Raw genomic sequence first — 15,108 nt, 5'->3', positions numbered from 1 at the left:
TCGGCAGCGTCAGATGTGTATAAGAGACAGCGCTTATAATGATATGGCTGGTCCCGTGGTCCAGGTCGTATTCCCTGATGAGGGGTGCAAGCTCTTCAGTGGTTGCCAGGTCGATATTAAGTGTCTCAAAGTTCCGGTTATTAATCCCGATGAGCTTTGTGCCGGTTTCCAGCGCAAGTTCAAGCTCTTCCCTGTTGTGAACTTCAACCAGCGGCTCAAAGCCCTTTTCAAGAGCAAGATCAACAAAGGCATCCAGCTCTTTTCCCAGGATGCCTGCAATCAGGAGTATGAGGTCGCTTCCCGCTTCCTCAAGCTGCAGCCTGTCAATAATGAAGTCCTTCCTCAGAACCGGTAAACAAACTGTTTTCCTGACCGCGTTCAGGTTTTCAAGTGAGCCCCGAAACACTCCTGGTTCAGTAAGGACCGAAATTGCAACAGCTCCGGCTTCCTCCATCTCCCATGCAAGCTCAGCAGCCACTGCCGGGGGTATATCCCTGAAGCTCTTTCCAGGAGATGCAGGCTTGACTTCCGCAATTACCGGCACCCGCCCGTCTGCTCTTACAGCTGCCACAGCGGCAATAAAGTCCCTTTTCTGGAACTGCGGCTGCGGGTCTTCCTTGTGGACATCGGCCCCAAAAGCCTGGATCCGGGTCTTTGTTGTGTTGAGGATGTGGAGGATTGAATCGTGCATTTGTAACCACTGGTGTATAGTTCTGTACAATAGTGTCTAATACCGTACCTGATATAAAAAGGTTTTGGATGAGGACAAACGGTTGCCGATTTGATAATATTTTAATAATTATATAATATTAGATTTATTTATATTTATGTTTGTAGATAGTATTAAATAAAAAAAGTAAGTAAGTTTTGATGTTAAGTAAATTTGCTAAGTGCCTTAATGTAATCGAAGTAACTGGGGAAAGGAAATGGCTAAATTTTTGAATACAACAGGAATTTCCTATAATTTAACAGAGATTATCAAAAATGCGAAGCAGGAAGTCTTTATAATAAGCCCATATTTGAAGATAAACCATCAGATTAAAGATTTAATTGAAGATCAAAACAGAATGAAAATTGATGTAAAAATAGTTTATGGGAAAAATGAACTGCAGCCTGATGAGAATAATTGGCTTAAACAACTTAATTCCGTTCGTACCGGGTTTTGTAAGGACTTACATGCTAAATGCTATTTAAATGAAAATGAGGCAATTGTCACCTCAATGAATCTGTACGAGTATTCACAGGTCAATAATTATGAAATGGGAATATATGTGACAAAAGATGAAGACCCAAAACTATATTCAGATATTTGTGAGCACGCGAGATGGTTATTCAGGAAAAGTGAAGAAATTAAAGTAACAGTTGAAAAAGTGGCGCCAAGAGATAGTGAGATCGGCGATCGGGTTTCAAGGTCAAACGAACTATCAAAAGTAAACGGGCAATTGAAAGCAGAAGAGAAAATAGAAAGTGAAAAAGAAAAAGAAATAACAACTTATGATAGTAACTCAAATGACCTGAATCTTTTCGAGAGATTGAGAATACTTCGAAGTAAAGTTGCAGAACAGGAAAAAGTACCTGCGTACTATATATTTACGGATAAAACTCTTGAAGAAATATGCTCTAAGATTCCAAAGAACTCTGACGAGTTTTTAAGTATTACAGGAGTGGGGCAAAAGAAACTTGAGAGTTATGGATCGGCTTTTCTCCGGGAAATTGCAAACTACTATAAAAAGGACCTGATCAGTGATTCTGGATCATGCATTCGTTGTGGGGAAAAAATAAGGTCTAATCCAAATGAACCGTTTTGTAGCGATTGTTATAATTCATGGGCTAGATTTGGAAATCCAAAGTATAAGGAAAAGTATTGTCATAAATGCGGCAAACCGACAGACACTTCTAAAGAGAAACCTGTGTGTTATCAATGCTTTAAAAATGGTTTGTAACAAATGGATTTTAGTTTTGCAACAGACACTCCGCAGATGTACACAGATGTAGAATTCATTTGCCGATTTGCCCACTATCCTTCATTATAGGGGAAATTAGTTTTTAAGCTACTGCCATATTGGGAAAAATAGGTGGTATTTTTGTGGACTTCTGCGGAAGGTGGGTTACAAGGTAAATTCACTAAAGCCTATCCGAAAAGTGCTGTGACCTACTGACCTTTACAAATGGCAATATGAATAACCAGAACGTCTACTCGGATACTATATATCTATTATAACTCTTAACTATTCCATTATTGACTGTTACCGTAGCTGTTAATAGCCATGTTTCTCCATTTCTTTGAGTATCACTGAACTAATATCCGTGAAATTCTGAATCCCGCCGGTCCAAGCAGCCATCATCATGGCGTCAGTTATCTCTGCTCTGGTAGCTCCGAATTGATGAAGCTTTTGCAAGATTTTGACTGCGCTGTCTGTGTTGTTGTTGGAACAGGCAATAGCAAAGACCGTCAGATGCTTCTGCTTAATGGAAAGTCCGCCTTCTCTCTCAGCCCATATAGCTTTATAAAAGCCTGCAAGCCCTTCGCCAAAATCCTCATTTATCTTTTCAGCGTACACAACAGACCTGGGCGCAAAGCCCTTTATTTCCTTGATTTCGTGAATATTCTTCCCCATAATTATCCTATTTCAATACGAGATAATCGGATAAAACAATATCTTTACAATTTTTCATGGATCTGACTTTTCGGATAGATCCTAAAATGGTGAGTTTCAACTACAAGTGGAATTCATATCTTCAGTAAATCCCCATGCACCCTCAACCACTCTTTCCGTTCTTCATAGTCCGGCAGGATTTTCTGCACCTCATTCCAGAAAGCCTTTGAGTGGTCTTTATATTTTGTGTGGCAGAGTTCGTGGATGACCACATAGTCTATGATCGACATTTTAGCCATAACAAACCGCCAGTTGAACCTCAACTGGTTTCTATTCTGGTGAGAATACAAACTGTATGCTAAAATTCTGTGTGTTTAAAAAATTAGCAGACGAAAAGCCAATTGCACCAACAGACTACTGAATTTTGCTCATGATTGCTGAACAGTTGGTACTTGAGTTCTATTATTCCCTAAGGGTGAAGTCTCCGTATTTGTTGTTGATCTTATCACAAACTCAAAATTGATTCATTATCAGACCGTGGGCAGTCGATCTAATGACATGATAATAATAAAACTGAACCAAAAAAAATTGTATATAGAAACTTCGATGTGGCTACATATTGGAAAAAAGTAAGTGGAAATAATACAGTCACATTTGGTACATTTAGATGAGTCTATTTTGTCTGGCTCAAAGACTTTTTAAAATATTATCTTTTAGTATATATTAAATTTGCTCATGTTTATATAGTTATAGAAATATATTCAATTAATTTTATAATAATAGTTACAGGATTTATGCAGCTATAATGCTGATTATCAGCATTATAAAGACTTAGAATGTTCAAATAAAAAGGTTATCGTAATTCCTGATGAGTTTAATTTAATTTTTTAAATGCGAAGTTCTATATTGAATATCTAAACCGGGGTGGATTATGGCTCGTCTTTTCCTTATGAAATCAAGAACTACTTTCATCATAGTATCAATGGTAGTGCTGGTCTATCTTTTATGCGGTACCAGTCGAGGTGATAATTGGGTAAAATACGATGATCCATACTTTGGATTCTCAATTGAGCACCCTCCTGGATGGACCGCGAAAATGGATTCCAACAACCACATTATAATCACCAGTCCATATGGAGACTCTACCGTAGTGATTTACCCATTCATTTCGAAAGCAAATATGAATGCTTCAGACTACGTGAATATGTACCCGAGCGCCTCAGGCTACGTAAACACATATTTCAGCGATATTAATTTGAATTCTGATTATGAGGGGATTGCCCCGGGAGTTGTGAGGCAATTAAATAGTAACACGCCTGGCTTAGATCAGGCTGTTGGCTCAATAAATTACACCCGTGCTTCAGATGGGACTCTCTTGAAGGAGGTAGTCCTTGTCAGCATCTATCAGCAAAGTGGAATGTTCTATTCAATCAGGGCTCCTGAGGATAATTTCGAGGCAATGAAGGGAACTCTGACTCAGATACTCCAAACATTATATTTTACTGAGCCATCGTATGTTCAGTGGCTTGAACCCAAGGAGAATGCCTTTACAATGGAAGTTCCGGAAGGATGGAATGTTATTGGAGGAATTGAAAGGTATCCTACCGGCCAGATTGGTCTATCTGAAGGCTCTAGAGGAGCTATAAAAGCCACTTCTACAGATGGGATCACCATCACCTGGGGCGATGTTAATCTGCCAAATTTCTTCCAGACCCCCGACCAATCAGGCAATTACTTTGGTTATCCCGAACATGCCCTGATATCAGACCGGGTGATGGTTTTGCACAAAATGAGTGGGGCTGAATTTAGCAGGTGGTATGTTGAAAATTATCTGGCACAGGAGTATGGCTATACCAACATAGTTATTACCCAAAACCAAGATCTGCCTGAGAAATCCCAAGCATTTAACGATTTTTACATCAAATCTGGGTTTCCTATTAACCAAAACGTAGGAGAAGTATATTTCACATGTTCTAAAAATGGAGAGACACTAAACGGATATTACTTAGCAGGCATCAACTCCGTTAACTCGGGGATGGGGTACGAAACATGGGACGTACAAGGAATATATGGCTATGTAGCACCTGCATCTAAAGATAACGTAGCTAGTTTAGTACTGGCTCATATGATCTCCTCATCCAAACCCAATATTAGTTGGTTTAACAACGAAATGAATAATGCGATGAGAAATGCAGAGATCTTTATGAGTACTAATAACGAGATTTCAAATATAATTATGGAAAGATACCAGACCACCAGTCAAACACAGGATGAGATTTTCCGTCATTTTGATAATTTCATTCTTGGGCAAACTGACGTGATAAACGAGAACGGTGAGACCTTTAAGGTGGAGGCAGGCCATAATTACTACTGGCGAAGGGGGGATGTCGTCGTTGAAACAGAGACTTACGACCGTCCTGACACCGATTTCGAGCCGTTAATGGAGTTTTAAAATATCTAACATGAGTTTAGTCATTCATGGATCCGATCCGGGACCCTGAATGATTTGATTATTTTTTACTTCTTGAGACTCCAGTCACAATGAACTGCAGGACAAAATCATGGAAGGGTGCTATAAAACCACTCCTAACGCCGCTCGTAAAAATGTTAATCTGGTATCTATAGACAATTGAAAATTCATATCTTCAGTAAATCCCCATGAATCCTTAACCACTCTTTTCTTTCCTCATAGTCCGGCAGGATTTTCTGCACCTCATTCCAGAAAGCCTTTGAGTGGTCTTTATATTTTGTGTGGCAGAGTTCGTGGACGACCACATAGTCGATAATTGACATTTTAGCCATAACAACCCGCCAGTTGAACCTGAGCTGGTTTGTCTTTGAGCAATTCCCCCACTTGTTTTTCAGGGGCTGAACTTTGATAAGAGACGGTTTCTCTTCAAAGTATTTCAAATACATTCTGGCCCTCTGGTTGAGAACCTTTTCCGCTTTTTCGTGGTAAAAATTGATGAACAGGGGCTGTATGATTCGGGGATAGTCAGATTCCGGGACGCTTGCAGGTACATGAGCTATGAATTTGCTGTGGGTAAAGGTCAGGGTTGGAACTATTTCTTCATTTACCTGTACTACTTTTAACTTGTAGTGCTTGCCTTTGTACGAAAATTTTTCTCCGCTTACGAATTCTTTCCGGGTCTCGTTTCTTATAACCTCGTTCATTTTATCGAGGTTGATTATAATCCAGCTGGCTTTCCGTCGAAGGTTTAAGGCAACCTCTTCTTTGCTCATGCTTCCAGGGGCTTTGACTGTAAACCCGGATTCCAGATCAATTACTAACTCAATGGTTTTCTGCCGGGAAGAATAGATTAAGCGGTAATCAACGAGAGTGTTTCCGATCTTTATCTGTTCCATTCTCTATTCCATTTTTTATTTCAATCTCTGTCTCATTAATTCTTTTATTTTCGGTCCCATTTACAGCAGGTTCCTGGCAAGATTGAGAATATTATGGCTTTCCCTTTCAGCCGTTTCGATGTCAAAATCAATTTTATATAATTCCCTTTTGATCGTTTTGAGCATTATCTTTTGCTGTTCGGGTTTTTGCCTCCAGTCAATTACTGCAAGTCCGTTTAAGGCTGAAAAAAGTGAGAGCGAAACGCCTGCAAGCTTTTTCTCGTCCTCTTCTGTAAGGTGCACGGAAGCTTTTTCGGCTCCGGCCTGAAGCTGGATATAAGCAGCCCTGACCATCTGGAAGACTGCAAACTCTTCCCTGCTCATGCCGTGTTTTCTTGCAACAACATCGACATCAAGCTCAGCTTTAATTCTGTCAAGGTCGGCCAGGAAATCTGTAGTGGAAGTAAGCTCCTGTTCGTGCTCTGCAATCAGTTTTTCGAGCTTTTCGCGGAGGGAGGTGTAGTAAATAGGATTTGTGTTGAAAAGATTGCTGATTGTGGTCCTGACCTTGTGCTGGATAAGGCTTGCTTTTGCTTTTGCCGAGGTCTTTTTGTTGACGATGTCATTGAACTCGGAGGAGTAAATGGAAACAGGGTCATGGAAGACTGTGATGCCGTTTGATTCGAGGTATTCGTGGATCAGCGCTTTGGCTTTGGGGACAGCTTCAAGCACACTCGGGGCTTTTATGCTGTAGTTTGTCCGCATTGCGTTGTAGATCCTACCGTAGAGGTAGACGTCCTGCCTGAAGCGGTTTGCTTCGGGGTTAGGGATGATGTTGTTTACAAGGGCGACAAATTCCTTGAAAGCTCTTTCAAACCTGATCCGCGTATCTTCTGCGCTCAGGACATCAAGCACGCACCTGTCCACGTATTCAGCGGAATCATAGGTTGTCGGCACGTCTTTGAAGAACCTCTTTACCTTGTTTGCCGCCTGCTCGGCTTTCGGGACATCATCCATAAGGTGTTCGAGGTAGCCTGCAATATCCCCTTCGTTGAAGATATCAAGGGCTTCTTTGAGCCGCTTGGAAATCCCGCAGTAGTCGATAATCAGGCCGTATGTCTTGTTTTCGGTGTAGGGGCGGTTCACCCTTGCAACTGCCTGCATGAGATTGTGTTCTCGGAGCGGCTTGTCAAGGTACATGACCTGCTCGATTGGCGCATCAAAGCCGGTCAGGAGCATGTCGCAGACGATCAGGAAAGCCAGTTTATTATCTTCATCAAACGGTTTCCGGAACTTTTTAATTATCTGCCTCTGCTGGGCTTTTGTCCTGTAGTACTTCCGGATTTCGGCGTGAGGGTCATCTTTTGGGCTTGAGGAAATGATGATTTCCGATTCAGGAGCCCCGAGTTCGTCCAGAATCCGTTTGTAGGTAACGGCTGCATCCCTTGATGGGGTCACGATCTGCGCCTTGAAGCCTTCGGGCCTGACAGCAGTTGTGTAGTGTTCGAGAATATCTTTGCAGATGACCCTTATCCTGTCCTCGTCTTCGGCAATCGTTTTGTATTTTCCGGCTTTTTCCTTGATGGTTTCCTGCTCAAGGTCAGTGTAATCAGCAAATTCTGAATCAAAAGCAACGTCAAGCTCGCTTCCCAGGATATGGACTTTCGGAAGCCTTGCCTGATATTTGATCTGGACGGTTGCCCCGTCAGCTATGGACTGCTTCGGCAGGTATCTGTCAATATAATCTCCAAACTCCCTGCGCGTGGATTTGTCGTTTTTATCAATCGGAGTGCCGGTAAAGCCGATGAATAAGGCATTCGGGATTGCTGTCCGCATATTCAGAGCCCAGCCCAGGCTGCTGCTGTTTTCTTTCCCAGCCGCTTTTCCATACTGGCTCCTGTGGGCTTCGTCGGCAAAAACAATGATGTTTTCCGAGCGGGACAGTTCGGGGTAAGTTTCGCCGTTTTTCGAGGTAAATTTCTGGATCGTGGTAAAAAGAGTCTTTCCTATGGGGGTTTTCAGCTCTTCTTTTAGCTGCTCTACGCTTTCCACAGGCACGGGATTCGGGAAGCTGCAATTCTTAAACGTGCCTGAAATCTGGGAATCAAGGTCATTCCTGTCCGTTACGATCAGGATGCAGGGATTTTCAAGAGAAGTCCCCGGCACTTTTTCAATCCTGCGGATTTTCAGAGCCGTATAGGTCATGGTAAGCGACTTTCCGCTCCCCTGCGTGTGCCAGATTACCCCGCCTTTGCCCTCTGCCATCCGCTCAAGAATTTTGTTGCTTGCAATGTACTGGTTGTACCTGCAAAGTTTTTTATTCACACCGTTGTTTTCGGTTTCAAAAACAATGTAACTCCTGAGAATGTCCAGGAAATTCTCCTTTGAAAAAAGCGAGTACAGCAGAATATCCTGTGCAGGCAGTTCCTGCCCTTCTTTTCCAATAAAAACCGCAAGATCCCTCTCATTCAGTGGATAAGGCTTTTTCCACTCAAGGAAGTACTTTGCAGGCGAAAAAGTGGAAGCATAAGTCGCCCTGTACCGCGCAAGCGCAACAAGGAGCTGGTTCGGGTAAAAGAACTGCTCGTTCTTCTCCCTGTACCCGAAAAGCTGGGAAATAGCCTCATCAATCGGCTCCTGCAAATTCGGGCTTTTGCACTCAAGCACAGCCAGCGGAATTCCATTTACAAAAACCACAAGGTCAGGAATGATCGTAAAATCATTATTCTTAACATAAAACTGGTTGACAACCGTAAACTCGTTCTTCTCAGGCTCATCAAAATCAATAAACTTAACAGTCTGCGACTTCTTCCCAAACCCCAGGTCCTGCTTGAAACTGGTATAGTTGACCAGCTTGTAATACAGCAGCTCATTAGCCTCAACAAGCGACGCCGCCTGAACAACCGTGATCTCCCTGACCGCCTTGTTCAGCCCGACCTCATCAAGCCAGGGATTTATCTCCTGAATCTTCCGTTTCAGGATGTCCAGCAAAAAGAACTGCTGCGGCTCTTTTTTCAGTTTTTTCCCGTCAATATAGTTGTATCCCAGCTTTTCAAATAAATCAAGAGCCGGTTTTTCCACAAGCGTGTATTCATCAATCTGAAGCTGGGATTCGTCTGCCATTATACGCACACTCTGACTTTTCCTGCCCGAATTGCGCGTCGGGAGCACGCGTCCTTCTCGCTGCGCTCGAGAGGACCAAAATTTAAACTTGCCATTATACGCACACTCTGACTTTTCCTGTAAGAAGATCCTGCATAAGTCCTTTTTTAAGTTCTTGAAGTTTGTGTAAATATCTCTGGTTGTCCTGAATATGGGAATCAACTTTTGAGAGGATAAAGGCGATTTTTTGTTGTTCTTCGATAGTTGTGATGAATATTTTTATATTGTTTAAATCCCCTTGGCTAATGCTCGATTGATTACCAGTTTTTGCAAAGTTATTAACCTGCAAGCGATAAAAATCAGAACTTGTATAATGAAGGAAAAATTCTGGAATGATAAGTGATTCTTTTAAAGATGCTCTCATCATATTTGACTCAAAAACAATAATGTTTTTGATATTTTTTGCAAGAAGTACTTTTGCTACACCTTCTATTTGCTTTGACACTCTGTTTATCAAAACGTCATTCTCAAATAATTCATAAGTTAATTTTTCTTTATCAGTCAAATCAATTAATGACAAATCACTCGTATCAAGATAAAAATCACTTTTGTATAAGTCTTTAAGTTCTACAATCTTGTGCCCTTTACCATAATGGCTTTTATGTTTGTATAACCCATTTTGAGGCCCATTTTTAAATATCTTTGATAACTTTACAATATCCCATTCTTCCGGTATCTCTCCAAGTTCCGTTTTCTTGAACTTCGTATGCCCAATGCCTTTTGTAAGCAGTTTCTGCATCAGACCTTTTTTTAAGATTTCAGTTTTCTCAATGATCTGCTCTGTCTGTTCGATTTGTTCATCGACTTTTGAGAGGACGGAGGCGATTTTTTGTTGTTCTGGAAGAGACGGAAGAGGAACTTTTACTGTCTTTAAATCCCTTAAAACAACTCTTCTAATGGCAGTGCCTGTTTTTCTACCAATAATATCATTCAAAATTAAATCTGACTTCAACATATGAGCACAAAAATCCGAATTAAGGGTCTCTTTTTTAGGGGGAATTATTGCTATTGAAGAAAGTAATACCAAACTTGCCTCTTGTTTATAGACTAAACATAAGCCTACAGTTCCATCTTTTGAAAACAGCACGTCTCCAATATTTGGTTTACACCCATTTTTTACTAGCTTTTCATATTCATCTATTGAGATATTTTTACAAGACTTCAAATCAAATTCATTGTTATTTATATTAGCTATAGTAGCAATTTTATAATCTGATTTTTCAACGCTTTTTGGAGAGTAATGAGACCCATCGGTAATTTTGTTGCAACAATCTTCCAGTTTTACAACTTTCCACTCTTCCGGAATCACTCCCAATTCCGTTTTCTTATAGCCTTCAGGAACTAAAACATTTTTTGTCATTTACAAACCCTTTTCCACTTCAAATCTGAATTCGCCAGTCAGTGCTTGGCGAATTTAAAAATTCACTAAGTTAACTGTTGCTTTTCTTTAATTCGTCACGCAGTGCGTGATGAATTTAAAAAATTACAAAGTTGGCTATTATTCCCTTTTAATTTATCAATCGCAGTTAACTGTTGAAATTGTACATTTTTTGATACTCTTCTTTTACAGGGCGTCTGAAATTTGCGTTTTTATTTGCTCGAAGTCATTATGTTCCAGCCGCGCTGAGGCGCGGGACAAGAACGGTCGAAAGAAGCTACTCAGTTGCCCCGGAATAGTTATTTCTCTTGAATTTATCAAGCAGCGCCTGGTGAATTTATGATTTTAAAGTTTCCGTGCGCTCTCCTCTCAATTGGCCACGCAGTGAGTGACCAATTTAATATTTCCCAAAGTGAGCCCAAAATTAAGAGATTTCTCATTCCTCTTCATTCCTCGTACCCGAGGTCCTTCAAATAAGCCTGCATTTCGCTATAGGATTCGTCCCTCTGCCTGATAAGCTCTTTTAACTCTTCGTTGACCGCTGCCACGTCAATTTCAGGTTCGGCTTCGGAGGTGTCCACATAGAGGGAAACGTTCAGGTTGTAATCGTTTTCGACAATGCTTTCTTTTCCAACAACGGCACAGAATTTTTCAATATCTGCAAAGCCGTCAAAAGCCGAGACGATCTTCTCAACATTGTTGTTCCGCAGGAAGTTCTGGGCTTTTCCTTCTTCATATTCGGAAGAGGCGTCGATGAAGAGGATTTTGCCTTTTCTTTCGGGGCGTTTGTTTTTGTTGAAGATTAAAATCGTGCCTGGGCTGCCGGTGTTGAAAAAGAGGTTTGGAGGAAGGGCGAGGACAGCTTCGATCTGGTCATCGTCAACATAGCCCTGGCGGGAGACTTTCTCCTGCCCGCCGCGGAAGAGGACCCCGTTGTCAAGGACAATTCCAAGCACGCCCGCCGAGTTCAGGGTTGCAGTCATGTGCTGAATCCACATCCAGTCGGCGGAAGAGGCGGAGGGGAGCGCGTATTTAACGCGGGAATAGGGATCGCCTTTGGCGAGCCAGTCTCTTGACCACTCTTTCTGGTTCCACATCGGGTTGGCTAAAACCCGGTCGAAAACCATCAGTTCGCCGTTGTCCAGCAGCTTGGGGTCGGCCATCGTATCACCTTTCTCAATCCGCGCGTCGAGGATGTCGTGCAGGAGCATATTCATCTTGCAGATTGCCCAGGTGTTGAGGTTCTTTTCCTGGCCGAAAAGGGAGATTTTGTCCTGGTTTTTGCCGTGTTCCTGCAAATAGTGGATACATTCGATAAGCATGCCGCCTGAGCCGCATGTGGGGTCGCAGATGCGCATATCTTCGGCGGGCTTGACCAGCTTTACAAGGAGCCTGACCACTTCTTCAGGGGTGTAGAATTCCCCGCCTTTCTTTCCGGCATCGTCTGCAAAGTGTTTGATCAGATATTCGTAGGACCTGCCCAGCATGTCTTTGTTTTCAAGGGAATGGTTTGCCAGGTTGTATTTCCCGAAATGGGTGATAAGCTTCTGGAGGACGGCGTCGGATATGCGCTCCTTGTCGTTAAAATCAATGGCAATCAGCACGCCTTCAAGGGAGCTGTTTTCGTGTTCCAAGGCTTCAAAGGCTTTGTTTATAGCCTCGCCAATGTCAGAGGACTTCTTTTCAAGTTCGGACCAGCGGGCACGGGGTGGGACAAAGAAACTGCCCCCATGTTCGTCCTTGTCGGTTAAGGCAATCTCTTTTGCTTTGACTTCAGGCATGCCTTCTTTTACGAGCTCTTCCGTAACCCGGATGACATTCTCATCAAACTGGTCAGAGAGTCTTTTCAGGAAAAGCATTCCGAAAATGTAGTGCTTGTACTCGGAACTATCAATTGAGCCGCGCAGGATGTCTGCGGCTTTGAAAAGGTGAGTGTTTAATTCGTTAAGGGTTAAAGGCATGTTTTTTGGTCCTGTTCTGGTGAGAATGAAAACTATATGCTAAAATTTTGTGTGTGGGGTGACGGAGTTAGAATCGAATTGGAATTGAATAATATGACAATCTCTTATTAATAATCCAGTAAAAAGCTTGCGATTCCGTTTTACCTTTTCAAGATTGAAGCTCTTCTTTAAAACTCTCCTTTAAAGCTCTTCTCGCAAGCATTAAAACAATCAGTATAATATTATGAGCTCATCCCAAAACCAATTTTATTCTCAAATCAGTAAAGTTTCAGAACTATTTTCATGATCAGAAACTCTATTGATTATTTTGAATACGGGCTTTAGAGAAGCAATTTTGAGTTTTGGGATCGGCTCTATATTTATTTTTAAGGAAGTGCGGTTGAATTATTCATTTTTTTCGCGAAAAGCCATTGGACTCAAGCCGCTCCAGATTGCTGGAATAAAAAAGAGAGGAGGTTATTCAGGTCCCCCTGAATAATATTTCACTAACCACGGAAACCGCGGAAACCGCGGAAAGTACGGAGATCTCTGTAACCATAAATTGGTCCTCTTGAGCGCAGCGAAAAGGACCGCGTACTCCCGAGGCGCAATTCGGGCGAGGCGCAATTCGGGATCACAAAAACCCTTAAAATTTCACATGCATCTTCTTCGGAGTTTAGTCTCAAATATTATCATAAGTCGTGACCATCGCCTTTGTCACTTCGAACAGATCTCCAAGTAGCGGTGTTGTGTCTTCAGATTGCCCTAGGGTCGCATTTGCAGCATCAAACATATCCTGCGGATATACGAGGCTTTCATTCAGATCTGAAACAGCACTATCGAAGGTATTCAGAGTAAAATTTGCCTTACTCATGTTCTCAGGACTTGTTTCCATGACAACAATCGCCGAGTTCACTGCTTCCAGGCCTGTAGAAACTTCCTCTATTGTGGACTGCAGGAAAGGATATTCTGCAGAGTGTTCGTTGAGAGTTTCATTTATAAGATCCAGGTTGAGGTCAAGAAGGTGAAGCATGGATGCGAGAAACCGGAGACTCAGGCTCAGCTCCTGTTCAACGACTTCAGTTTCGTTATATGAAGATGTAGAGTTATCTATCGGATTTATTTTCGCGTATTCATTTTTAAGAATCGTCCCAGTGTCAAAATTTATTTCTGCTGAAACTGGAAGCACAGATAGAGTGATGAAGAGTCCTGTTGCTATCCACAAGCAAAAAACCTGAAATCTGTTTATAACAATTTTCCCCCTGTTGTAGATCGGAATTTAACGGTACTTAACAGAAATTAACAGAAATTAACAGAAATTAACAGAAATTAACAGTACTTAACGGCACTTGTCGTATTTTCAGCCTTATTCAAAAGGATACTAAACTGCCTATAAAAACATACTGACTTATATAAAATTATCTTGGAAGTAAATGTCATGTAAAAGGACAATATAGTGCAGAGTTTGTATAAATTTTTTCATATCTTATAAAATTTAAACTACTGTAGAATGAATACCTTGAAAATAAATTTGTAAGTTATACCGTAAGAAAAGAAAAGCCCCCAATCTCGCTCAATAACTTTATATATCCGCGATCTAATTAATTATAATTATATAGATATTTTAATAAGACTTGAATAGTCTTTATCGGATTTTAAACAATCCTTTTCAATTACTGATCTCAAATACGCAATCATTAGATAGTTCGGGCATCTTAGATAGAGGACAGTAATCAAGAATTAAAACATTTTTATTTCCCTATCGTTTGCCTCAAGAAATGCCCGAAGTCCCGGGCTATCTCCGACCTGAGAAAAGTGAAAAGACTGAAAACTTTTGAGTGCATAATGCAACTAAAAGAAAATTAAAGGCTTTAGCTTTTTAAAAGTAAAAATAAAAAAACCGGGAACTAATCATAAAAATCCTTAAACTGATCACAAAAATCCTTAAACTGATCACAAAAATCCTTAATATCTCAAAGGTCCCATCTTCCCGGCTCCGTCTCAGATGTTGTCATAAGTCGAAACCATTGCCTTTGTCACCCGGAACAGATCTTCAAGGATCGGAGTTGTGTTTTCAGGCTGTCCGAGGGTCGCATTTGCAGCATCGAGCATATCCTGCGGATATACAAGGCTTGCGTTCAGGTCCGCAATAGCATCGTCGAAGGTATGCATAGTGGAATTTGCTTTACTCATGTTAGTGGGATCTTCCACATAAACAATCGTTGAGCCCACCGCGTCTATCCCTGTGGACGTTCCCTCTATTGTGGGCTGCAGGAAAGGATATTCTTCAGAGTGGTCATTGAGGGTTTCGTTTATAAGGTTCAGGTTGAGGTCAAGCAGGCGAAGCATGGATCCGAGAAAACGGAGACCCAGACTCAATTCCTGTTCAACGACTTCAGTTTCGTTATCTAAAGCCGTTGAGTATTCAGTTAAATTTAGTTCCTCGTTTTCATTTTCAAGAATTGTCCCAGCTTCAAAAGTTGTTTCTGCTGAAGCCGGAAGCACAGATAGAGTGACGAAGAGTCCTGCGGCTACCCACAGGCAAAAAACCTGGTATCTGTCCATAACAACTTTCCCCACTATCGCTTATCGGAACGTAACGGAACGTAACAGAACTTAACAGAACTTAACAGAACTTAACAGAACTTAACAGAACTTAACAGAACTTAACAGAACTTAACAGAAC

11 protein-coding genes are annotated in these 15,108 nt (G+C 41.5%); 2 read left to right on the top strand and 9 right to left on the bottom strand.

Annotated elements, in window-relative coordinates; translation table 11 throughout:
* Positions 1 to 691: indole-3-glycerol-phosphate synthase (locus EO95_RS13415; protein ID WP_048135403.1), on the bottom strand; the 691-nt coding region annotated here is incomplete at its 3' end.
* Between the two features lie 235 nt (positions 692 to 926).
* On the opposite strand from EO95_RS13415, the gene EO95_RS16815 reads away from it, so the two are divergent.
* Positions 927 to 1,943: an HRDC domain-containing protein gene (locus EO95_RS16815; RefSeq protein WP_052733590.1), complete on the top strand. Its 1,017-nt coding sequence runs from the start codon at positions 927 to 929 to the stop codon at positions 1,941 to 1,943.
* A 315-nt stretch (positions 1,944 to 2,258) separates the two neighbouring features.
* Here the strand turns inward: EO95_RS16815 and EO95_RS13405 are convergent, their stop codons facing one another.
* Both EO95_RS13405 and EO95_RS17215 read right to left on the bottom strand, forming a co-directional pair.
* Positions 2,259 to 2,618 carry a carboxymuconolactone decarboxylase family protein gene (locus tag EO95_RS13405; RefSeq protein WP_048135401.1) on the bottom strand — a complete coding sequence of 120 codons (360 nt, stop codon included), beginning with the start codon at positions 2,616 to 2,618 and terminating at the stop codon, positions 2,259 to 2,261.
* A 113-nt stretch (positions 2,619 to 2,731) separates the two neighbouring features.
* Complete coding sequence (locus tag EO95_RS17215) at positions 2,732 to 2,947, bottom strand: M48 family metallopeptidase (protein WP_255350188.1); 216 nt, start codon at positions 2,945 to 2,947, stop codon at positions 2,732 to 2,734.
* 632 nt (positions 2,948 to 3,579) lie between these two features.
* On the opposite strand from EO95_RS17215, the gene EO95_RS13395 reads away from it, so the two are divergent.
* Entirely contained in the window at positions 3,580 to 5,049 is a 1,470-nt protein-coding gene (locus EO95_RS13395; protein ID WP_156164065.1) for a hypothetical protein, read from the top strand.
* Between the two features lie 185 nt (positions 5,050 to 5,234).
* Here EO95_RS13395 and EO95_RS13390 read toward each other — a convergent pair whose 3' ends face one another.
* From EO95_RS13390 to EO95_RS13365, 6 genes are all read right to left on the bottom strand, one after another.
* A complete protein-coding gene (locus EO95_RS13390) occupies positions 5,235 to 5,963 on the bottom strand; it encodes a M48 family metallopeptidase (protein ID WP_048135398.1) in 729 nt (242 codons plus the stop codon).
* A gap of 60 nt (positions 5,964 to 6,023) precedes the next feature.
* Positions 6,024 to 9,065 carry a type I restriction endonuclease subunit R gene (locus EO95_RS13385; protein WP_048135397.1) on the bottom strand — a complete coding sequence of 1,014 codons (3,042 nt, stop codon included), beginning with the start codon at positions 9,063 to 9,065 and terminating at the stop codon, positions 6,024 to 6,026.
* Positions 9,066 to 9,159: 94 nt separating this feature from the next.
* Complete coding sequence (locus tag EO95_RS16810; RefSeq protein WP_052733589.1) at positions 9,160 to 10,464, bottom strand: restriction endonuclease subunit S; 1,305 nt, start codon at positions 10,462 to 10,464, stop codon at positions 9,160 to 9,162.
* Between the two features lie 464 nt (positions 10,465 to 10,928).
* A complete protein-coding gene (locus EO95_RS13375) occupies positions 10,929 to 12,443 on the bottom strand; it encodes a type I restriction-modification system subunit M (RefSeq protein WP_048135395.1) in 1,515 nt (504 codons plus the stop codon).
* Positions 12,444 to 13,104: 661 nt separating this feature from the next.
* Positions 13,105 to 13,647, bottom strand: coding sequence for a hypothetical protein (locus tag EO95_RS13370; protein WP_235283023.1), 543 nt, complete (start codon positions 13,645 to 13,647; stop codon positions 13,105 to 13,107).
* Positions 13,648 to 14,423: 776 nt separating this feature from the next.
* A complete protein-coding gene (locus EO95_RS13365) occupies positions 14,424 to 14,987 on the bottom strand; it encodes a hypothetical protein (RefSeq protein ID WP_048135391.1) in 564 nt (187 codons plus the stop codon).
* Between the last annotated feature and the right edge of the window lie 121 nt (positions 14,988 to 15,108).

The organism is Methanosarcina sp. 1.H.T.1A.1 (assembly GCF_000979295.1).
Lineage (GTDB): Archaea > Halobacteriota > Methanosarcinia > Methanosarcinales > Methanosarcinaceae > Methanosarcina.
Note: the sequence above shows the minus strand (reverse complement) of the source record. Positions and strands in the feature narration are given on the sequence as shown.